The organism is Shewanella sp. SM71, assembly GCF_025653905.1.
GTDB lineage: Bacteria > Pseudomonadota > Gammaproteobacteria > Enterobacterales > Shewanellaceae > Shewanella > Shewanella oncorhynchi.
Genome location: NZ_JAKKRW010000005.1, coordinates 74,765 through 96,197, shown reverse-complemented (window position 1 = coordinate 96,197; position 21,433 = coordinate 74,765). Strand labels below are relative to the sequence as shown.

Sequence of the window (21,433 nt, the reverse complement as noted above, 5' to 3'; positions counted from 1 at the left end):
AGGCTTTTTCTTAATATGAGAACTTGTTCTCGTAAATTAACCTTTATTCGGTTATTTCAACACTCTAGCTAACTGCTCACTCACGGCCGCAACCGATTGAGTACCGTCAAACTTGTTGTATTGAGTTTGGCCAGCGGCAGCCACTTTACCGTAGTATTCAACCAGCGGCTTAGTTTGCTCGTGGTAAATCGCAAGACGTTTACGCACTGTGCTTTCTTCGTCATCTGGACGAATAGCTAAATCTTCGCCCGTCACGTCGTCTTTACCTTCCACTTTAGGTGGATTAAAAACCACATGGTAAACACGGCCAGAACCTGGGTGAACACGGCGACCGCTCATGCGCTTAACGATTTCTTCGTCTGGCACGTCGATTTCAATCACGTGATCAATGCTAATACCGTTTGCTGCCATCGCATCCGCCTGTGGGATGGTACGTGGGAAACCGTCTAACAAGAAACCTTTAACACAGTCTTCCTGTGCGATACGCTCTTTAACCAGACCGATGATCAGATCATCAGAAACCAGTTGGCCAGCATCCATCACTTTTTTCGCTTCCAAGCCCAGTGGAGTACCCGCTTTTACCGCGGCACGTAACATATCACCAGTGGAAATTTGTGGGATACCATACTGTTCCATAATGAACTGGGCCTGGGTACCTTTACCGGCACCTGGGGCGCCCAATAGGATAATGCGCATCTCAAGAGTCCTCTTTTCGCATTGATATTCTTCTTAGGGCGGCGATCTTCGCACATCTGGCCGCCATTGAGAAGGGTTTTAGCTTCGACTTTAGCCTCAGAAACAGCAAATAAACTGCGGTTACTAAGCGATTTTTTTCATTAATAGAGCAAAGTATAGAGCTTACGGCGGTATTGATTGGCTATGGGATTACCTTGGCCAAGTGCCGTTAATACTTCCATAAATACTTGTTTTACTGTGCCATTTTCAGCACCTAAATCTTTACTGAGCACACCGAATAATAGTTCTAATGCTTCATCATCGCGGTGGGCAGCATGCAATGCCTTACTCAGCTCGAGTAATAACACTAAATCTGTTGGATTTTGCTCAAACTTTTGCTGCAAATCGCGAATTTCAGGGGTATCCGCCGCATCTAAGGCAAGTGCGAGCTTAGCTTTTAAACTCTGGTAGTAACCATCTTGGTCAGCAAGCCCTACCTTCTCAAGCATGGCTTGTGCTAACACTAATTCGCCCTGCATAAGATACACATCGGCAAGCACTAGACTCACCTCACCCGCTTGATTTGACCCCGCATGCGCGTCTTTAAGCAACACAGCTGCAGTGGCAAGATCCTCTGCGCTAACTTGACTCAGGGCGAGTAATGCTTTGGCCTGTGCTAACTGTAACTGCCACATAGGCGGTAAATATTTATCCAGCATAGCCGTGACTTGCGCCGCATCTTGCACCCCCGCAAAACCATCTACAGGCTGACCTTTATCCAATACTAACGTGGTCGGTAGACTTTGAATCCGAAAGTAATTGGCAATTTCTAATTCGGCTTCACAGTCAACTTTTGCGAGCACGAATCGACCCGCATTTTGCGCGGCAATTTGCTCTAAGGTGCGCAGCATTGCCACACTTTGTTCCTGTGGCTGTGCCCAAAATGCTAACACCACGATCTGTTGCATCGAGGCGTCAACCACTTGCTGAATATTGTCTTTAGTCAGACTGAGGATATTGTCCATAGTATTCCCTTAACATTTAAGGCCTCTATCATGGGAGGCCTTATTCTTTTAAAACTAAGCGTTAGAACCAAGTCTTAAAATCGAGTCTTACCGCTAACGGATTGAGTGACAGGCTAGGCGCAAACCACTCTTCCTGCACTAGAAACAATATCGGGGCCGTTCAAAGAAGGGCCCCGATAGTCATTTACTTCATGTTAGCCAGTAACATTTGGTTCATCAGCTTGATAAAGGCCGATGGGTCCGCAAGGCTACCTTTTTCAGATAATTGCGCCTGTTGCAGCAGCAGATTTGACCAATCCGCAAAGGCGGCTTCATCTTGAAGATCATTTAAGCGCGATACTAATGGGTGCGCTGGGTTGATCTCAAATGTCGGCTTCACTTCTGGCACAGGTTGACCCGCAGCTTGCATCAGCTTAATCATCTGAGTCGACATTTCGCCTTCACCCGCCACCACACAGGCTGGGGTGTCAGTTAAGCGTGACGTGACTTTCACATCCGCAACGGTTGAGCCTAATGCCGCTTTAATGCGTTCAACTAAAGCTACCGATTCTTGCTCAAGCTTTTCTTGCGCTTCTTTTTCAGATGCATCTTCCAGCTCACCAAGTTCTAAATCACCACGGGTCACTGAGTGCAGTTGTTTCTCTTTGTACTCAGTTAAGTGGTTGATTAGCCACTCGTCGATACGCTCTGACATCAGTAAGACTTCAATGCCTTTCTTACGTAGCAACTCTAAATGTGGGCTGTTAGCTGCGGCTTCATGGCTGTCGGCAACAATGTAATAAATCTTAGTTTGGCCTTCTTTCATGCGGCTGATGTAGTCATCAAGTGACACAGTCGGCGCCGCACTGCCCGTGTGGGTCGAGGCAAAACGCAATAAGCCAGCAATACGCTCACGGTTAGCGAAATCTTCCGCAGGCCCTTCTTTCAGCACTTGACCAAATTCAGCCCAGAACTGTTGATATTTTTCCGCATCGTCTTTCGCCAGTTTTTCCAGCATGCCAAGCACACGTTTGGTGATACCAGTACGCATCGCTTTGGTCACGTGGTTATCCTGCAGAATTTCGCGGGATACGTTCAGCGGCAGATCGTTTGAGTCAATTAAGCCCTGCACGAAGCGCAGATAAGATGGCATAAATTGCTCAGCGTCATCCATGATGAACACACGTTGCACAAACAGTTTTAGGCCGTGTTTACGGTCGCGATTCCACATATCCCAAGGCGCTTTTGCAGGAATATACAATAGGTTAGTGTATTCTTGCTTACCTTCTACCCGATTATGACTCCACAGTAGTGTATCGGTATAATCGTGGGAAATGTGTTTGTAAAACTCTTGATACTCTTCATCACTGATGTCAGCTTTATTGCGCATCCACAAAGCCGTGGCTTTGTTCATGACTTTCCATTGACCTTCGGTCGCAGGAATTTTTTCGCCATCAGGACCATCACGCTCTGGCGAGCCTTCTTGCCACATTTCGACTGGCACAGAGATATGATCTGAGTATTTAGTGATAATCGAACGCAGGCGCCAATCATCGGCAAATTCTTTTTCTTCGTCACGCAGGTGCAGCGTAATTTCAGTACCACGGCTCGCCTTAGTGATGGTATCAACGGTGAAGTTACCCTCGCCTTCTGATTCCCACAATACGGCTTCATCGGCCTTATGACCGGCAGCGCGAGTGCGAACAGTGACTTTTTTCGCCACGATAAAGGCTGAATAGAAACCGACACCGAACTGACCGATTAGCTGTGAATCCTTTGAGGATTCGCCCGATAGATTCTTAAAGAAATCAGCGGTGCCTGATTTTGCGATCGTGCCTAAATGCTCAATCACGCCGTCGCGGGTCATACCCACGCCGTTATCTTCGATGGTCACAGTGCCTTTTTCTTTATCGGCACTGATACGGACTCGCAGTTCACCGTCGCCTTCATAGAGTGCGTCATTGGTCAACGCCAGATAACGCAGCTTGTCCGCCGCATCCGCAGCGTTGGAGACCAGTTCACGCAAGAAAATTTCTTTGTTGGAATACAAAGAATGGATCATCAAATGCAACAGCTGTTTGACTTCTGTTTGAAAACCATGAGTTTCTTGTTGTGACATGAAATTTTCCTTTATTTGTTACGCAATTTGGTAAAAGTAACGCTTAGTGTTTACTAAATGGGGCTCCAAATTTGCTTTTCAAGGGCAAGGGCTAAAACGAGGTTCGAATGGCGAAAAATAAGGCGCTTGATGAATACCAAGCGCCTATATGTATGCTTTCAACATCAACCTGCACGAGGCGTTAGTCTTGGGCTAATTCTTTTTCTAACTGTTGGGCGATAGCTTCGGGCGATCCGCTGTTGCGGGCAAAGAGTCCATAGGCGGCTGGGATCACGAAGATAGTGAATAGGGTTGCCAGTAAAATCCCCGATAGCACAACCACACCAATCACAAAACGAGTTTCAGCACCTGCGCCTACCGCCAACACCAATGGCACGGCACCAGCGGCAGTGGTGATCCCTGTCATTAAGATAGGTCGTAACCGCTGCGCTGACGCTTGGATAATGGCCTTATCAAAATCAACGCCTTTATCCCGTAATTGGTTAGCAAACTCGACAATCAAGATGCCATTTTTCGCGGCTAACCCGACCAGCATAATAATGCCTATCTGACTGTAAATATTAAGACTCTGCCCCGTAAGCCACAAACCAATTAAGGCGCCGACGGTAGCCAGCGGCACAGTAAGCATGATCACCACAGGGTGGATATAACTCTCAAACTGCGCCGCGAGCACGAGGAATACAATCCCCAGTGCAAGGATGAATACGAAGTACATAGAGCTACCCGACTCTTGATAATCGAGGGATTGGCCCTTGTAGCTAATCACCGCTTCCGCTGGTAAATAGGTACGCGCCAATTGATTCATATAATCAAGGGCTTCACCTAGACTATAACCATCTTCCAAACTGGCTTCTATGGTGATCGCGCGCATACGGTTGTAACGGTTCAGCGAACTGGCGTCGGCAAACTCCTCCACAGTCACTAAGTTAGACAGCGGAATAAGCTCCTGACTGCGCTCGGAACGAACATAGATATTTTGCAGATCCGCCGCCGTATTTTGATTATCGCGCTCGCCTTCAACGATCACATCGTATTCTTCACCGTCACGCATAAACGTCGTCACTAAGCGTGAGCCCAGCATGGATTCCAACGTACGGCCAATGTTTGAAATCGACACTCCAAGGCTCGCGGCTCTGTCTCTGTCGATGACGACTCGAAGTTGAGGCTTAGTCTCTTTATAATCGTGATCTAATCCTAATAATTTGGGATTCTGTGCCGCCTTTTGCATCATGATATCGCGCCAGCGGGCAAGCTCTTCGTAGCTAGGACCACCAATCACAAATTGCACAGGTTTACCTACACCGCGACCAAAGGCTTGGCGCATTACAGGGAACGCTTGCACTCCGGCGAGATTGGCAAGACGCTTATTAATGTCGACGATAACTTCCTTTACTGGACGACGTTTGCCCCAGTCTTCCAGTACTATGATTGCCATACCGTTAGAGAAATCCGCCGCGCGGCCAAAGCCACGGGGGGCACGAATGAGCAGACGTTTGATATCACCCGTTTCGACCAATGGCATCAAGCGGTTTTCCACTTCATTCATATAGGATTCTATGTATTCGTAACTCGCGCCCTGTGGCCCGTTGACCATCAAGAATAACGAACCACGGTCTTCCTGTGGCGCAAATTCTTGCGGTACTTTTTGGACTAAATAGACACTAGAACCTAATGCGACTAACACCAGAATCGACACCAATATCGGGTGGGCCATGGCGGATTTTAAGGACAATTGATACCGGTTTGACACTTTTGTCATTATGCCGTCGACCTTACGCACCAACCAAGAATCCTGCGAGCTCGGCTTAAGCAACTTAGAGCACATCATGGGCGTGAGTGTGAGCGCTACTAGGCTAGAGAACAGCACCGCCGCACTCATGGTCACGGCAAACTCTTTAAATAATTTACCTAAATCACCCTCAAGGAAAGTGATTGGCATAAATACCGCGACCAACACGAGTGTGGTCGCGATAACAGCAAAAGCCACTTCACGCGCACCGAGGAAAGCAGCTTTGAGTGGGGAATCTCCTTCTTCGATACGTCTATGGATGTTTTCCAGCATCACAATCGCATCATCCACCACCATACCGATGGCGAGGATCATCGCCAATAAGGTCAAGAGGTTAATGGTATAACCTAGCGCATACAGCACAATAAAGGTGCCGAGCAAAGATACTGGCACAGTGATCGCGGGGATTAACATCGCGCGCACGCTGCCAAGGAACAGATAAATCACGATAATCACTAAAATCATCGCTGTGAACAGGGTTTGATACACTTCTTTAATCGAGGCTTCGATAAACACTGAGCTATCGTAGCTGCGTTTAATCGACATCCCCGCTGGCAAGGTCGGGTTGATTTTGTCAACCAGCGCATTCACTGCGCGCGCCACTTCTAACGTATTGGCGGTTGACTGTTTAGACACGCCTAAACCTATCATTGCCTCTTTGTTGCCACGGAACATAATCCGCTCTTCATCAGAGCCAATTTCCACCCGTGCGACATCGCTCAGTTTGACTAAATAACCGTCTTCCCCTTGGGTGATCACTAAGTTTGCGAAATCTTCGGCAGTGCGATAACCCCGCTCCAGTCGCACTGTAAAGTGCCGCTCCTTCGACTCTATCGAACCTGCAGGTAACTCGACGTTCTCAGCTCTGAGCGCGGCCTCAACATCGGCAACCGTTAAACTGCGAGAGGCCAAGGCTTGTCTGTCAAGCCAAACGCGCATGGCGTAAACCTTACCGCCACCAATACGCATCCGCGCCACACCATCGACCACCGAAAAGCGGTCCGACAAATAACGGTTGGTGTAATCGGTCAATTCTAGGGTCGTCATTTGATCCGACACGAGATTGAGCCACATGATCACTTCATCACTGCCATTGGCCTTTTGTACTTCTGGGGGATCAGCTTCATCGGGTAAATTGTCGAGTAAACCTGATATCCTGTCGCGCACATCGTTAGCTGCATCTTCAATATTACGACTAATATCAAACTCTAAGGTAACCGATGAGCGGCCATCACTGCTCGATGAACTCACGTGACGAATCCCTTCGACGCCACTGATCCTGTCTTCAATCAATTGGGTAATGCGGCTTTCCACCACAGCAGCACTGGCACCGCGGTAATTCGTGTCGATAGATACCACTGGCGGATCTATGTTTGGGTATTCGCGCAGGGGTAATTTATCAAAGGAGACAAGCCCGAAAGCAACCAGCAGCAAGCTGATCACTGAGGCAAATACGGGACGTTTGACCGAGAGATCAGTAAGGATCATACACTTGGCTCCGCGTTCGTATCGGCAAGATAACTAAACTTTTCCGCGAACTCAGTTTGCACTTTATCCCCAGGATGAACTTTCAGTAAGCCGCGGATCACCACGTTTTCGCCCAAGGCTAAACCGTCTAAGATCTCCACCCAGCCACGGGTGCGAATACCAATAGTGACTTGTTTACGTTCAATCACCTTGTCGGCATTGACGCTATAAACATAATGGCTGTTTTGGATCGGGATAATGGCAGATTCAGGCAACATCAAGGCCTCGCGGCTACGCTTGATGAGTTTGACCTTCATCAACATGCCCGGTAATAAACGCAGCTCAGGATTGGGGATTTCGGCGCGAACAATCACTGTGCGCGTGGTTGGATTCACACGGCTATCAATCGATGTCACCACACCTTTGAAAGTCACATCAGGGAAAGCGACCGCTTTGGCTTCAACCTTTTTACCTGGCTCTAAATCTTGAATAAAGCGCTCTGGCACTGAAAAATCGAGCTTAATGGTAGAAATATCATCCAATGTCGTAATCACAGTGCCGGGCGACACTAAGCTGCCCACACTGATTTGACGTAAGCCTAAACGGCCATTAAAAGGCGCCAGAATACTGCGATCATTGAGTGATGATTGCGCCTGTTCGAGCTCGGCACGGGTGGTATCAATAAGGGTTTGTAATCTATCGCGTTCTAACTCGGCCACAGTGCGGCTAGTCACCAACGAACTGATCCGAGCTAACTCACGTTGATTATCACTGACTTTGACTTGCGCGGCTTTAACCTTAGCGATCTGCTCAGCATTTTGCAGTTGGACTAATAACTCGCCCTTTTTAACGATATCGCCGTCGTCAAATTTAAGCGCTATCACCATGTCGGTGACTTTAGGCGTTATCGTTACAGATTCTGTGGCTTTATTGCTACCAATAGCTTCAACTTCATCGCGAATGGGCGCCATAGCGGCAGTGGCAATCACCACATTAGGTATGAGTTTAATCTGGGCTGCAGCAATCTCTTGCAGTTGCATGGCTTGGTATCCAAACCATGCCGCGGCCAATATGGCGATTATTAGAATAATTTTTTTCATCGGGCTTCCAAGGAATGACTCGCATTAATGACTGCTAGTTTACTCACTCACATCATCGCATCAATACGTTTTACTTTTTCTTACAAATTACGCTGATAGCGCAAAATATGTATGATTAAGTGTCTTTGGCGATATCAATGGTTGAGTTGCCAGAATGCAGTACGATAACAATGTTGTTAAGTGATTAATTTTACTTATTGCCACTAAATCAACATTTATCACTAAAACCATTTGAAAAAGATTGGTATATAGATAATTTAATTCTGCAACACAGATCGCCTAGATAATCGACAATCCCCTGCTTAAAACTCAAATTGCAGCCAATAAAAAAGGGCGATAATTCGCCCTTTTCTAGTCAACTGCTGAAATTAACGTATTTGACGTTCTTCTTTCATCAGGTTTGACAGTGACTGGTACACATTGCTAACTACTTCATCGCTTAATGGCTGATCTTCGTTATCGCGAAGGAAGATTTTCGTTTCTTCTGGAGTATCACCATCTTCAAGCAGTAAACGGTAGCTACCTTCTTTCAGTGCTAACTTATCTTCGCCCCACAATGAACTCCAGAAACCAGAGTTATCGTCAAACTTGATAAAGTACAATCCTTTAGCACTATCCATATCGGCAATTTCAAAGCCCATTTCTGGTAGCACTATGCGTAGACGATCCCACACTTGCTTGTAAGAGGCTTTAGCAGACCAGTAAGCTTTACCTTCTTCAGGCGTCACGAGATCAACATTAATACCTAAGGTTTGCTTCAAACGATTCGATTGGATCGCTTGGTCGCGCTTAACGCTGATATACGCAATGGCGCTGTTCAGCATATCAATAGTGTATCTTTGCTTATCTTCACCGCTTAATAAAACTTGTTGCGCTTTATCGTCGTAGAACTCTTCGTGTTCAACTAAGTGAATAACGATATTGGCAGTACGACCATGTGGGCGCGTTTCCACGTCAAAACGATAGCGTTGGCGCAACAGATAAACTTTATCCGCACCCCACATGCTCGATTCAATCACTTCACGGCTTTCAATCCAATCGGTTTCTACGTTGCCTTTGTCAAAATCACGGCTACGAACAGCAATACCTTTTTGAGCAAAGAAACCATCTAAGTTTGTGAAGATTTCTTGTTTCAAATCCACAGCATTGTCGATGGATTCAACCACGATTTTAATGTTGTCACTGCCCTCTTCCACATGAGTACCTTCCGCCATTGGCAGTACTTGCAGTGGCGGACGGATATCTAAGTTTTTGCCATACAGCGAAGCATTCACTTTAGAACCCAGTGCTGGTACATCGAATTCTTTATTGTAGGGTGGCGTTTTTAATCCCGCGGGGATCTTAAGCAAAGGTGCTTGCTCGGCCTGAACATAGTCGTCGTTACCGTTCGCTTGGCGGCGATCAAGTGGCGAACTACAGGCTGCAACAGCAGCAACTAAGATCAGTGGAGTGACTTTCTTTAACATTAATTATTTAACCTCTATCTGGGCACGAGTCATTGCTTCTATCAACAGACCATGACATTGCTCAGAAAGTTCAGTCAAAGGTAAACGAATATGGCCACATTCAATCAAACCCATACGATGGGCAGCCCATTTTACTGGGATAGGGTTGGCTTCACAAAACAGTGTGCTATACAAACCGCGCAGCGGGGTATCTATGCTCTGAGCCAACTCGGCATTGCCAGCGAGCGCCGCATCACACATAGCTTTAAAAGCCTTTGGTACTATGTTGTTAGCCACAGAAATTACGCCATTTCCACCTAAGAGTAAAAACTCTCTGGCAGTGGCATCATCACCGCTATACAAGAGGAAATCGTCGCCGCACAGTTCGCGCAGACGTTTTACACGGGATAAGTCACCTGTCGCCTCTTTTACACCAATAATGTTGCTCACGCTAACAAGCTCGGCAACAGTTTCTGGCAGCATATCAACGGCAGTACGGCCTGGAACATTATAAAGAATTTGTGGAATATCTGTGCTAGCGGCCACGGCTTTATAATGCGCAATCAATCCCTTAGGCGTTGGCTTATTATAATATGGCGTTACACCAAGCATAGCGGCAACACCCACCTTAGATAAGGACTTAGTGAGCTCAACGGCTTCAGATGTGGCATTGGCGCCATTGCCACCAATGACAGGAACACGTCCCGCAGCAAATTTAACGGTTTGTGAAACGACCGCTACATGCTCAGGCATAGGCAGAGTCGCTGACTCGCCAGTAGTACCAACGGCAACAATGGCATCTGTGCCTTGGTCAATATGGAATTCGACTAACCTTTCAAGACTTGCAAAATCTACTGAGCCATCACTGTTCATTGGCGTGATTAAGGCTACGATGCTTCCGTTTATCATCTGACTTTCCCCAAGATTTCAGGATTCGCTATGGTACTGATGCCAACCACTAATGACAAGCATTAACGGGGCTCTCAAATTGAATTAGTTATGGTAGCATTACATCCCGCACAAAAACTCAGCTTTAACCCTGAGTTTTCGCTCTATGATATCGAAAAAGTGAGGAAAATTCATGACCAATTTCCTGGTCGTAACAGCGATGGGTCTCGACCGTCCTGGACTTGTAAGTAAACTAGCTCGACTTGCCAGTGACTGTGACTGCGATATCGTCGACAGCCGTATGGCATTATTTGGTAACGAATTTACCCTGATTATGATGTTGTCTGGCTCGTGGGCATCAATAACGAAAATTGAAAGTATGTTCCCCAGTCTCAGCGTTGAGTTAGAACTGCTGACGGTGATGAAACGCACCTCTAAACACACACCACAAAACTACCTTTCTCGCCTCGAAGTACGCTTCACGGGTAAGGACCAACGCGGCACCATTAAACGCATTACCCAGTTCCTTGCTGACAGGTCATTAGATCTTGCCGCAGTACGTTCATTTTCTGAGGAACTCCCCGGTGGTGAACAAACGCAAAATGTGTCGCTAACCATTAATATTCCTGAAAAAGTTGAACTAGAAAAGCTCGAACAGAGTATCTATCAGCTCGCCCAAGATATGACCTTAGATTGTACTATTCGTCGTATGGAAGGCACTGCCATCTTAGAGGACAGAGGATAATAGATGAATACCTTAACGGCTGGGGCAAAAGCGCCTCACTTTACACTGCAAGATCAACATGGCAACTCAGTATCGCTGGCAGACAGCCTTAAGCAAGGCCCTGTTTTAGTGTATTTTTACCCGAAAGCATCAACGCCGGGTTGCACAGTTCAAGCCTGCGGCCTACGTGACAGTAAAGCCGAGCTCGATAGTCATAATGTCACTGTATTTGGCATTAGCCCAGATCCTGTGGCTAAACTGGCTAAATTTGCAGAGAAACAAGCACTCAACTTCACTTTGCTGAGCGATGAAGACCACAGTGTCGCCGACGCTTTTGGGGTCTGGGGTGAAAAGAAATTCATGGGAAAAACCTATGATGGCATCCACAGATTAAGCTTCCTTATCAATACCGACGGCACCATCGCCCACGTATTCGATAAGTTTAAAACCAAAGATCACCATGAAGTCGTACTCGCGCAAATCGCGGGTTAATGACAGATATGACGACGAATACAAGGCTTCAAGCTGCTGCTTTAATCGACACAAAAGTGTAAATTTTATCAGTTGAACTTGGTAGCCTGAATAAATAATCGGCAATCGATAACGAAAAGGTCCTGAAATCAGGACCTTTTTCATGAAAAATTTTCACTTTCATACCACAAGATACGGTCTAACCAAGCAAAAAAACCGCAAAAGCATTCAGCTATGCCCGTATTCTATGGCATCACAACGTCGGTTTATCCTGCCACATAGGGCCAAATAATCGCAGCGGCAATGCTCCACATGGTTAACCAAATAAAACGGTCAAGGTAACGCCATGCCGCTGGGCGAGTAAAAATGGGCGCTAACAAACGCGCACCAAAACTTAAGCCAAAAAACCAAATAAATGATGCCAGTACGGCACCCGCGCCAAACCAAGGCCGATCGAAATCATCAAATTGAGTGCTAATGCTGCCGAGCAACACCACAGTATCAAGATACAAATGCGGATTAAGTAAACTGATCCCAAGCGTCGTCAGTACGGCTTTCTTAAATGTGTCCGCATTATCAGCTTGATCCATCTCAATGCCCTTAGCCACAAACGACGCCTTTAGCGCGTTCGCACCATACCAGAGTAGAAACGCGGCACCACCGAAACTCGCCACATGCTTAATAGTGGGAAACGACTCAATAATATGCCCCAGCCCCGCCACACCCGCAGTGATCATCAGCGCATCAATGATAGAGCAGAGCAAGGCAATCGGTAATGTGTACGAGCGCTTAATGCCTTGCTTGAGCACAAAGGCATTTTGCGCGCCCACAGCAATAATCAAACTCCCACCAATCCCCATACCCTGTATAAATGCCGCTTGCATAACTACCTCTCATGTTTAAAGAAGCCGCTAGCATAGTCAAAACAACAAAATTAATATAACTAATGTTTTTTATGTATCATAAGTAAAATTAATAACCGTCCAAACACACTCATTTGAGGATGACTATGCTGGAATACGCCAATCTCAAAGCGCTCGCCGTTGTGGTCTCGGAAGGCGGCTTCGACCGCGCCGCCAAAGTGCTGCACATCACCCAGTCGGCGGTATCACAGCGCATTCGACAACTTGAAGAAAAAGTCGGTCAGTCACTGCTTATTCGCTCCAATCCTGTGGTCGCAACGCCCACAGGTAAGCGCCTGTTGCGCCACTATTCACAGGTACAATTACTCGAGAGTGAATTAAGAGCCGAGATGGACGCCGACGATCCCAACCATCCAACCACAGTGCGCATCGCTGTGAATGCCGACAGTTTGGCCACGTGGTTTTTACCTGCGCTAGCAGGCATGTTCAGTCGCCACGCTTGGTTATTGGAATTAATTGTCGATGATGAGTCTTACACCCATCATCTATTGAAAAATGGTGAAGCGGTCGGATGTGTCACCACAACCGAAGTGCCGATGGCGGGTTGCAGCAGTGAGTTTTTAGGCACCATGGAATATTTGTGTGTGGCCACACCCGAATTTGCGGCGCGCTATTTTGGCGACCTGAGCGATACTCCATCATTTAGTGACACCTCGTCATTCAACGCCATCAACCAAGCTCAGTTAGCAAAGGCGCCAGCAGTGGTGTTCTCCACCAAAGATAAGCTGCACGAGAAGTTTCTCGCCCAATATTTCAATATGACGCCAGGGCAATGGTGGCAACATACTATCCCCTCTTCCGAAAGTTTTTTAGAAGCGATTAACTTGAGTTTAGGTTATGGACTCGTTGGGCATTTACAAGCTAAACCATTAATCGATAAAGGGATACTGATTGAGCTCACGCCAGAGCGGCGCATGCGTGTGCCACTGTTTTGGCAGCATTGGAATATCAAAGCAAAACAAACGACACTGGTTTACCGTGCCCTTGCGGCAACCGCGCAGCATAATTTGCTGCAGGCATAAAAAATCGGGCTCAAACCAAAGTTTGAGCCCGATGTTAAAAGCCTTCAATCTAATATCAAGTGAGTCTTAAGCACTCAGATTTGACATTTAAGAGTTAACTCACTCTTTATTAGCTCGCTCTTAACGCAGCAATACGTTTCTCTAATGGAGGATGACTCATCATCATTTCCGCCATTGAACGCTTGCCGTTAATACCGAAGGCTGACATTTGTGCAGGCATTGCCGTACTTTCAGGGCCTTGGCGTAAACGCTCAAGCGCAGCAATCATCTTGCCTTTACCCGCTAAACGGGCCGCGCCTTCATCGGCTTTGTACTCACGAATACGTGAGAAGTAAGCGACGATGATTGAAGCCAAGATACCGAATAACATATCCAATACGAAAACAACGGCCATGTAAGCAAACATGCCTAAACCTTCGCCTTCTTCATCATTGCTCGACACGAAGTTGTTGATAATGCCAGCAACCACACGGGCCGCGAAGATCACGAACGTGTTAACCACACCTTGGATCAGTGTCAAGGTCACCATGTCACCGTTAGCAACGTGGCTCACTTCGTGGGCTAATACGCCTTCAATTTCATCTTGGCTCATACCATATAACAGACCCGTACTCACAGCCACTAATGAATTGTCTTTACTTGGACCAGTAGCGAACGCATTCATGTCAGGTGATTGATAAATAGCCACTTCTGGCATTTTAATCCCCGCTTGCTTAGCTTGACGGGCAACCGTCTCCACTAACCAACGTTCGGTACTGTCACGTGGGGTAGTGATGACTTCACAACCCATGGTCTTTTTCGCCATCCATTTTGAAATGGCTAAGCTGATAAAGGCCCCACCGAATCCAAAAATGGCAGCGAACACCAGCAGTCCACCCATAGTAGACGTGTTCACGCCTAGAATAGACATCACAATTGAGGCTACTAGCAACACAGCTAGGTTAGTCGCAATCAATAGAAATATACGCTTCATTTCAGCTCCTTTAGGGCAAGAATAGGCCATTTAACTTTGTTCAAAGACATAATATGTCCAAATCATCGAAATTCAAGTGGTAAAAGAAAAGAGTTTTTAAAATAGGTTATTTTTCTCGTATATAGACACTGCCTTTCATGGCCGAGAGTCTAGGGACAGTATATTAATCGAAACTTAAACTTATGCCCAAGCAACCTCAAGATACGAGTTTCATCGCGTTCTGAGAGCTTTAATTCAAGGCGCATCAATCTCTGACTTTTGCATTGATGCCACACAGAAGTAGAATACCCAGAACGCTCCATCTTGGTGGGGATCACTATCTTGAAAAACACCACCGCTAGCCGTGCTATGGCGCAATTCTGCTTTAACTCTGTATGTTTATCGGAATTAATCTTTGTTAACATACCAATACACTCCGAGATTTCAGGATACAAAATGACAATCAACGCCCTACTACTGAGCAGCTCTCGTGTCGGTGATACGTCTTATCTTGCCCACGCGATCCCTTTTATTAAACCGCTTACCGCCAACGCACAAAAATGGATTTTTATCCCCTATGCAGGGATTAGCATGAGTTATGACACTTATTTAGCGTCTGTCGTGACTGGGCTAGCTGAGCTTGAACTCGATATCAGTGGCATTCATCAGCATCCAGACCCTAAACAAGCAATAAAAGATGCCGATGGAATTTTAATCGGTGGGGGTAACACCTTTCACCTGTTACACCAACTATATCATTATGATCTGGTCGCGCTTATTCGTGAGCAAGTCGCCCTTGGTAAACCTTATATCGGCTGGAGCGCGGGTTCAAACGTATCGGGACTGAGTATTCGCACCACTAATGATATGCCGATCATCGAACCGCCTTCGTTCAACGCATTAAACTTAGTGCCGTTCCAGCTCAATCCACACTATTCCAATTACCAAGCACCGGGCCACAATGGTGAAACCCGTGCCCAACGGTTATTAGAATTCACTAAAGTCGACCCATTAACCCCAGTGATCGGCATAGTTGAAGGCTCAGCTTTGTGGCGACAAGGAGACACACTATCACTCTTAGGTGACAAACCTGCGTATTTATTCTGTGGTGAGCAGCAAGAGATCCTAATTCCTGTGGGCAGTGACCTATCGCACTTACTCAAGTCCTAATATCCACGTTAGCATATCTAAATGGGCTCACAGTTAACACCGTGAGCCTGAATCACTCATTAGCAATAATTAAGATTAACCATTTGATATTGTAAGCTTTTAATTAACACTCTCGATTCAACTGCGCCAATTTTGTGTAAAAACGCCACTGAATTCAATGAGAACAGTGTTAGCTCAGCCAAGACAGTTTTTACTGCAGTACCAATTGCTATTACTTATCGTAAAATCACACCGCAAAGTATTGAGAACGGCACCTAAAATAGCGCCATGCATAATTTATGTTACAAATCTCTAGCTACGCAGGTAAAATTATCCCTCACCTCAGCTACTCGAATCCCACGACTGAGGATTTTATAGCAGACAAGTTATTAATATTTAGGGATTAGATAGACTGAAGCATACATTGTGCCTATGAATCAGCGTCATTTTAGTAAGGAGTTTCCATTTTGCGAATGAATCTTATGATGAATTACCCTACCGGTTATCCGGCATTACTCAAAAAACTACCTTTTGTCATCTTGACCGCCATCGTCTATGTCGTCGGCATAAACAACGTCAATGCCGCAGCGGCAGAGACAACACCAACGCCTGCACCAGAGAAGAAATCTAAAAAATTCTCCCAAGACACAGTTATTGAACTAGCTCAACAACTGTCGCAAAAGCCATTTAAAGAAGCGAAAAAAGCACCTAAAGAACTGGTTGATCTCGATTTCGCGACCTATGGCAAAATCAATTACCAAGAAAATGCCGCGATTTGGGGCGGAACACCGACCAAATTTTCGGTACAACTTTTTGCTCCAGGCTTTCTCTATAAAAACCTTGTCGATATCGACGTGGTCGAAAACAGCAAAGCTATTCCAATTGAGCTAACAGAAGCTTCGTTCGATGTCCCTAACGACACCATTGAAAAACTCATCACTCAGGTGGGCCAATACGCGGGTGTGCGTTTACATTACCCTATCAATGATGATGAAATAAAAGATGAATTCATCATGTTTCAAGGTGCGAGCTATTTTCGCGTGCTCTCTAAAGGGCAAACCTATGGCTTGTCTAATCGTGGTTTAGCGATTGATGTCGCTCAGCCAAAAGGTGAAGAATATCCCCTGTTTAAGCGTTTCTGGGTCGAGCGTCCATCTAAATATCAGACGGCAATTGTGGTTCATGCTCTGCTAGATAGCCAAAGTGTCACTGGCGCCTATCGTTTTGGTATTTATCCCGGCGCACCATCACGTGTCGAAGTGGATGTAACCTTATTCCCACGCAAAGATATCCAGCATGTGGGTCTTGCACCGCTGACCTCTATGTTCCTCTTTGGCGGACTCGATAACTCAGATAAACCCGATTACCGCCCACAAGTACATAACTCCGACGGCCTACAAATCGATCGCGGTAATGGCGAGCGCCTATGGCGTCCATTAAATAATCCTAACAAACTGCAGATCAGTGCTTTTGGCGATGAAGATATAAAGGGGTTTGGTCTTATCCAGCGCCATCGTAAATTTGAAGACTATCAAGATCTGAGTGCGAACTATCAACTTCGACCTTCAGCATGGATTGAACCCCTCAATGATTGGGGCAAAGGCCAACTGGTGTTGCTTGAAATTCCCTCTAATGCAGAAACCAACGACAACATAGTTGCCTATTGGGAGCCGCAAGGCGGACTGAAAAAGGATCAGCCCTATAAATACTCCTATCGCATAACGGCCTCAAACGACAGCCCTTCTACGGCGTCAAAAGCACGTGTTGTCCGCAGCACTAAGGGGCAAGTGTTAGCAAAAGGCAAAGAATTACTTATCGATTTCAGTAACATCAAGCCGCAAGATATTGATAAAATTAGCATCGATGCCAGCATCAGCAAAGGTAAAATCCTGTCGTCTCGGATTGTCGCCCACCCAGATATCAATGGCGCTCGAGTATTTATCAGCTTCGAACCAGAAAGTACCAATGTAGCCGAACTGAGAATACAGCTTAAGAAAGATGATAAACCACTTGCAGCGACTTGGCTGTACCGCTGGAATAGCGATGATTGGCAATAAGCTGATATTCACTAGTATCACTGTCTAACAAGCATAAACTGACCGAGTAAAGTGAATAAAAAGCGCCAGTATTTACTGGCGCTTTTTTATGCCTAGGGGTTTATTTATAGGTTTTATCTCTAGCATAAATAGAACAAGCCAAGGCTAAAAACTCACGACCTGCTTTTCAGCAAACATAATCCCATACCTTATCGCTCGACTTCTCTGCCAGCATAACTACAGGCTTACTTCAAAATGACACTATCAGCTTAAAACATAGCACTATTGTGTGATTTTAGGGTTATTAGCCTTTCCTGATGTGCATCGCCGCAAGGACCTCTGCGAACTAAAGTAAGCAGTACGTTAAGTGCGTCAGTCAAGTTTGACCTTATAACCCTCACGAAGAATGCCGACTAAAAGTAGAAATCTAAATGCAAAAAAGCCTCGATATAAATATCGAGGCTTTTTCTTTTTTTGGTACCCGAGGCCAGACTTGAACTGGCACGCTGTTACCAGCGAGGGATTTTAAATCCCTTGTGTCTACCGATTCCACCACTCGGGCAAACGCTGAATATTAATGACGGGAATCATGTCAAAAATATTATTAACTCTACATCATTAACGCTTAACACTAATAAATCTATTTAATAAAGCCTATTGAATATTCGGACTTTATTTTTACCATCACTATCAAAATAATGGTACCCGAGGCCAGACTTGAACTGGCACGCTGTTACCAGCGAGGGATTTTAAATCCCTTGTGTCTACCGATTCCACCACTCGGGCAAACTCTTGATATTAACAACGGGAATCGTGTCATTAATACTTTAATCTATGGAGGCGCGACCCGGAGTCGAACCGAGATCGACGGATTTGCAATCCGCAGCATAGCCATTCTGCCATCGCGCCATAGTTGCTAACTCATGTTGATAGAATTAGACTTCAAAAATATTGGAGCGACATATCGGGTTCGAACCGATGACCTATACCTTGGCAAGGTATCGCTCTACCAACTGAGCTAATGTCGCATCTTGTTTTACTATTCACTCAGATAAAAAAGCATTTCACTTTATTACCTAACTAATATCAAACGTCAATATTTGGTAACGTTAAGACTTTGTTCGCACATTGCCTCTTGTCTACGGGGTGGCATTCTACCGATTTACCACCCAGTGTCAACCGCTGTTTTATCGATAACTTACTGCTTGCACACTAAATAATCTCTTTGATTTTTTATTGCACTATTCAGCAGTAAGATCTTTCCAAGCGGCTAAAATGTAACTCATCATTGACCAAAACGTTAATACAGCGGCGATATATAACAGTACAAATGCGGCATTAGTCATTAAAGGATTGTATTGCCAAATCAGCCCAATAATTGCCACCATTTGCGCAGCCGTCTTATATTTACCAATCCAAGAAACGGCGACAGTACCACGTTTACCAATTTCAGCCATCCATTCCCTCAACGCTGAAATGACAATCTCACGACCAATCATAAACAGGGCGGGCAATGTCAGCCAGATATTCGCGTATTGATCGACCAACAAAACTAAAGCTGTAATCACCATCAACTTATCAGCGACTGGGTCAAGAAAAGCGCCAAAACGAGTTAATTGTTTCAATTTACGGGCAGCATAACCATCTAATGCATCCGTTAACGCCGCGAGCCAAAAGGTAAATGCGGCAACAAAAGGGGTCCAGTCATAGGGTAAATAAAACAGCACCACAAAAATGGGCAGTAAAAAAAGCCTGAAAAGAGTTAATGCTATAGGTAAGTTAAACGGCATGATCAAACCAGTTAGTCAAAAGCAGCGCCAATCTTGCCTTAATTTTATCACCCTCGCAATGCATCATGAATGGTTTGTGCCATTTCTATGCTGATCCCTGGTACTTTGACTAATTCCGCCACACTTGCCCCTTTCACTTCCTGTAAGCCTCCTAAATGCTGTAACAAAGCTTTACGACGTTTAGGACCAATACCAGGGATAGATTCCAGTGTTGAAGTATTACGGGTTTTCTGGCGACGGTTACGGTGGCCAGTGATTGCAAATCGATGGGATTCATCACGAATATGTTGGATAAGGTGCAGTGCTGGCGAATCCCCTTCGAGGGAAAAGCTAGTTTCGGTATCCCCTAAGATCAAGGTTTCAAGCCCAGGTTTACGGCCCTCACCTTTCGCCACCCCAATAAGCTGCGGCGCTTTATCCAAATGAACAAACTTTTCATCCACTATCTTTTGGGCAATACGCAACTGCCCTAGTCCACCATCAATAAACAGAATGTCAGGGATTTTGCCGCCCGCTTCAATTTTATCGAAACGTCGGCTCACCGCTTGCTTCATCGCCGCATAATCATCACCCGGCGTAATACCGTCAATATTATAACGACGATACTCGCCTTTATGCGGCCCTTCTCGATTAAACACCACACAGGAGGCAACGGTGCTCTCCCCCATGGTATGACTGATATCGAAACATTCCATCCGCTGGATAGGCCCACTCAACTCTAAGATTTCTTCGAGTAACACAAAACGCTGTTCGACGGTGTTCTTATGGGACAGGCGCGTAACCACTGCATTCGTCGCATTAGTCACGGCTAAACGTAAGAAGCTCGCCCTGTCGGCGCGAACATTGGTCTTAATCGAAAACTTTTTATCTAGCGCCTCTGAAATCGCCGCTTCAAGTTCATGTAATTCTTCAAAATTATGGCTAATCACCACTTCTTTTGGGATAGTGCGTTGAATATCTGCATTTAAATAAAACTGTAGGATAAAGGAGCGTAGCACCTCATCCATATCAGTTTGGGCTGGCACTGAAGGATAATAACTACGACTGCCAAAAATTTTACCTTCGCGGATAAATAGCAGGTGGAAACAGGCGATGCCTGACGCATAATGCACCCCAATAACATCCATATCGCCTTTATTATTAGATACTTCCTGTTGCTCGGCAACTTTACGCAGCGCCATGATCTGATCGCGAAATCGTGCAGCCTGTTCATAGGCTTGCTGCTCGGCCGCAAGTTCCATTTTATCAACCAAGGCGCTGATCACTTGCTGATCTTTCCCCTTTAAAAACAGGCTGGCTAATTTCACTTGCTCATCATAATCAGCGTTACTGACTTTGCCCACGCAGGGCGCGCTACAGCGAGACAGTTGATATTGCAAACAGGGGCGTGAGCGCGATTTGTAGTAAAGATCGTCACATTGACGAATAGGAAACAGCTTCTGCATCAAATGCAGGCTTTCACGCACGGCGCCGCCATTGGGATAAGGACCAAAATAGTGGCCTTTTTCCCGCTGCGGACCGCGATGATAGGCGAGCCTTGGGTGTTCGTGCTGGCTTAATAAGATGTAAGGATAAGATTTGTCATCACGCAATAACACATTGTATTTTGGCATGTATTGCTTGATGTAATCATTCTCAAGCAACAGAGCATCTGTTTCACTGTGGGTCAGCGTCACATCAATATGGTGAATATGTGAAACTAAGGCTTGGGTCTTAACATTACCGAGGTTTTTACGAAAATACGAGGTGAGCCGTTTTTTAAGATCTTTGGCTTTACCCACATAAATGACGTCATTTTTGACGTCATACATGCGATAAACCCCAGCGGAGGATGAAACAGTACGTAAGAAACTTTGGGCGTTAAATTCATTAGACATCA

16 protein-coding genes and 4 tRNA genes are annotated in these 21,433 nt (G+C 45.8%); 5 read left to right on the top strand and 15 right to left on the bottom strand.

What is annotated here, in order from left to right:
• Positions 1-51 precede the first annotated feature (51 nt).
• From adk to dapA, 7 genes are all read right to left on the bottom strand, one after another.
• Positions 52-696 carry an adenylate kinase gene (adk, locus tag L5L97_RS06515; protein ID WP_028759655.1) on the bottom strand — a complete coding sequence of 215 codons (645 nt, stop codon included), beginning with the start codon at positions 694-696 and terminating at the stop codon, positions 52-54.
• Between the two features lie 140 nt (positions 697-836).
• On the bottom strand, positions 837-1,700 hold the full coding sequence (locus L5L97_RS06510; RefSeq protein WP_263148509.1) for a co-chaperone YbbN: 864 nt from the start codon (positions 1,698-1,700) through the stop codon (positions 837-839).
• Positions 1,701-1,884: 184 nt separating this feature from the next.
• Positions 1,885-3,798: a molecular chaperone HtpG gene (htpG, locus tag L5L97_RS06505; protein WP_263181482.1), complete on the bottom strand. Its 1,914-nt coding sequence runs from the start codon at positions 3,796-3,798 to the stop codon at positions 1,885-1,887.
• A gap of 181 nt (positions 3,799-3,979) precedes the next feature.
• On the bottom strand, positions 3,980-7,075 hold the full coding sequence (locus tag L5L97_RS06500) for an efflux RND transporter permease subunit (protein WP_131523289.1): 3,096 nt from the start codon (positions 7,073-7,075) through the stop codon (positions 3,980-3,982).
• Entirely contained in the window at positions 7,072-8,154 is a 1,083-nt protein-coding gene (locus tag L5L97_RS06495; RefSeq protein ID WP_263181481.1) for an efflux RND transporter periplasmic adaptor subunit, read from the bottom strand. Before L5L97_RS06495 ends, L5L97_RS06500 begins: the two co-directional genes overlap by 4 nt.
• A 368-nt stretch (positions 8,155-8,522) precedes the next feature.
• Entirely contained in the window at positions 8,523-9,620 is a 1,098-nt protein-coding gene (gene bamC, locus L5L97_RS06490) for an outer membrane protein assembly factor BamC (protein ID WP_198572357.1), read from the bottom strand.
• Between the two features lie 3 nt (positions 9,621-9,623).
• Positions 9,624-10,508, bottom strand: coding sequence for a 4-hydroxy-tetrahydrodipicolinate synthase (gene dapA, locus L5L97_RS06485; protein WP_028759649.1), 885 nt, complete (start codon positions 10,506-10,508; stop codon positions 9,624-9,626).
• Positions 10,509-10,680: 172 nt separating this feature from the next.
• Here dapA and L5L97_RS06480 point away from each other — a divergent pair, with 172 nt between their 5' ends.
• Positions 10,681-11,232, top strand: a complete 552-nt coding sequence (locus L5L97_RS06480; RefSeq protein ID WP_028759648.1) for a glycine cleavage system protein R — start codon at positions 10,681-10,683, stop codon at positions 11,230-11,232.
• Between the two features lie 3 nt (positions 11,233-11,235).
• Positions 11,236-11,703, top strand: a complete 468-nt coding sequence (gene bcp / locus L5L97_RS06475) for a thioredoxin-dependent thiol peroxidase (protein WP_113940881.1) — start codon at positions 11,236-11,238, stop codon at positions 11,701-11,703.
• A 245-nt stretch (positions 11,704-11,948) separates the two neighbouring features.
• Here bcp and L5L97_RS06470 read toward each other — a convergent pair whose 3' ends face one another.
• Complete coding sequence (locus L5L97_RS06470) at positions 11,949-12,566, bottom strand: LysE/ArgO family amino acid transporter (RefSeq protein WP_113940882.1); 618 nt, start codon at positions 12,564-12,566, stop codon at positions 11,949-11,951.
• A 125-nt stretch (positions 12,567-12,691) separates the two neighbouring features.
• Here L5L97_RS06470 and L5L97_RS06465 point away from each other — a divergent pair, with 125 nt between their 5' ends.
• Complete coding sequence (locus tag L5L97_RS06465; RefSeq protein ID WP_263181480.1) at positions 12,692-13,627, top strand: LysR family transcriptional regulator ArgP; 936 nt, start codon at positions 12,692-12,694, stop codon at positions 13,625-13,627.
• Positions 13,628-13,736: 109 nt separating this feature from the next.
• Here L5L97_RS06465 and htpX read toward each other — a convergent pair whose 3' ends face one another.
• Positions 13,737-14,600 carry a protease HtpX gene (htpX, locus tag L5L97_RS06460; RefSeq protein ID WP_006082065.1) on the bottom strand — a complete coding sequence of 288 codons (864 nt, stop codon included), beginning with the start codon at positions 14,598-14,600 and terminating at the stop codon, positions 13,737-13,739.
• Between the two features lie 435 nt (positions 14,601-15,035).
• Here htpX and pepE point away from each other — a divergent pair, with 435 nt between their 5' ends.
• Positions 15,036-15,749 (top strand): dipeptidase PepE, encoded by a 714-nt coding sequence (gene pepE, locus L5L97_RS06455; RefSeq protein ID WP_263181478.1) that lies wholly within the window; start codon positions 15,036-15,038, stop codon positions 15,747-15,749.
• A 452-nt stretch (positions 15,750-16,201) separates the two neighbouring features.
• On the top strand, positions 16,202-17,785 hold the full coding sequence (locus L5L97_RS06450) for a glucan biosynthesis protein G (RefSeq protein ID WP_263181528.1): 1,584 nt from the start codon (positions 16,202-16,204) through the stop codon (positions 17,783-17,785).
• 454 nt (positions 17,786-18,239) lie between these two features.
• Here L5L97_RS06450 and L5L97_RS06445 read toward each other — a convergent pair.
• The 6 genes from L5L97_RS06445 to uvrC all read right to left on the bottom strand — a co-directional run bounded on the left by L5L97_RS06445 (position 18,240) and on the right by uvrC (position 21,431).
• A tRNA-Leu gene (locus L5L97_RS06445) sits at positions 18,240-18,326 on the bottom strand.
• A gap of 137 nt (positions 18,327-18,463) precedes the next feature.
• Positions 18,464-18,550 (bottom strand) — tRNA-Leu (locus L5L97_RS06440).
• Positions 18,551-18,599: 49 nt separating this feature from the next.
• Positions 18,600-18,673 (bottom strand) — tRNA-Cys (locus L5L97_RS06435).
• 43 nt (positions 18,674-18,716) lie between these two features.
• Positions 18,717-18,792: transfer RNA gene (locus tag L5L97_RS06430), tRNA-Gly, on the bottom strand.
• A gap of 213 nt (positions 18,793-19,005) precedes the next feature.
• Positions 19,006-19,554, bottom strand: coding sequence for a CDP-diacylglycerol--glycerol-3-phosphate 3-phosphatidyltransferase (gene pgsA / locus L5L97_RS06425; protein ID WP_028759642.1), 549 nt, complete (start codon positions 19,552-19,554; stop codon positions 19,006-19,008).
• A gap of 47 nt (positions 19,555-19,601) precedes the next feature.
• Positions 19,602-21,431: an excinuclease ABC subunit UvrC gene (gene uvrC, locus L5L97_RS06420; RefSeq protein ID WP_263181527.1), complete on the bottom strand. Its 1,830-nt coding sequence runs from the start codon at positions 21,429-21,431 to the stop codon at positions 19,602-19,604.
• Positions 21,432-21,433 lie beyond the last annotated feature (2 nt).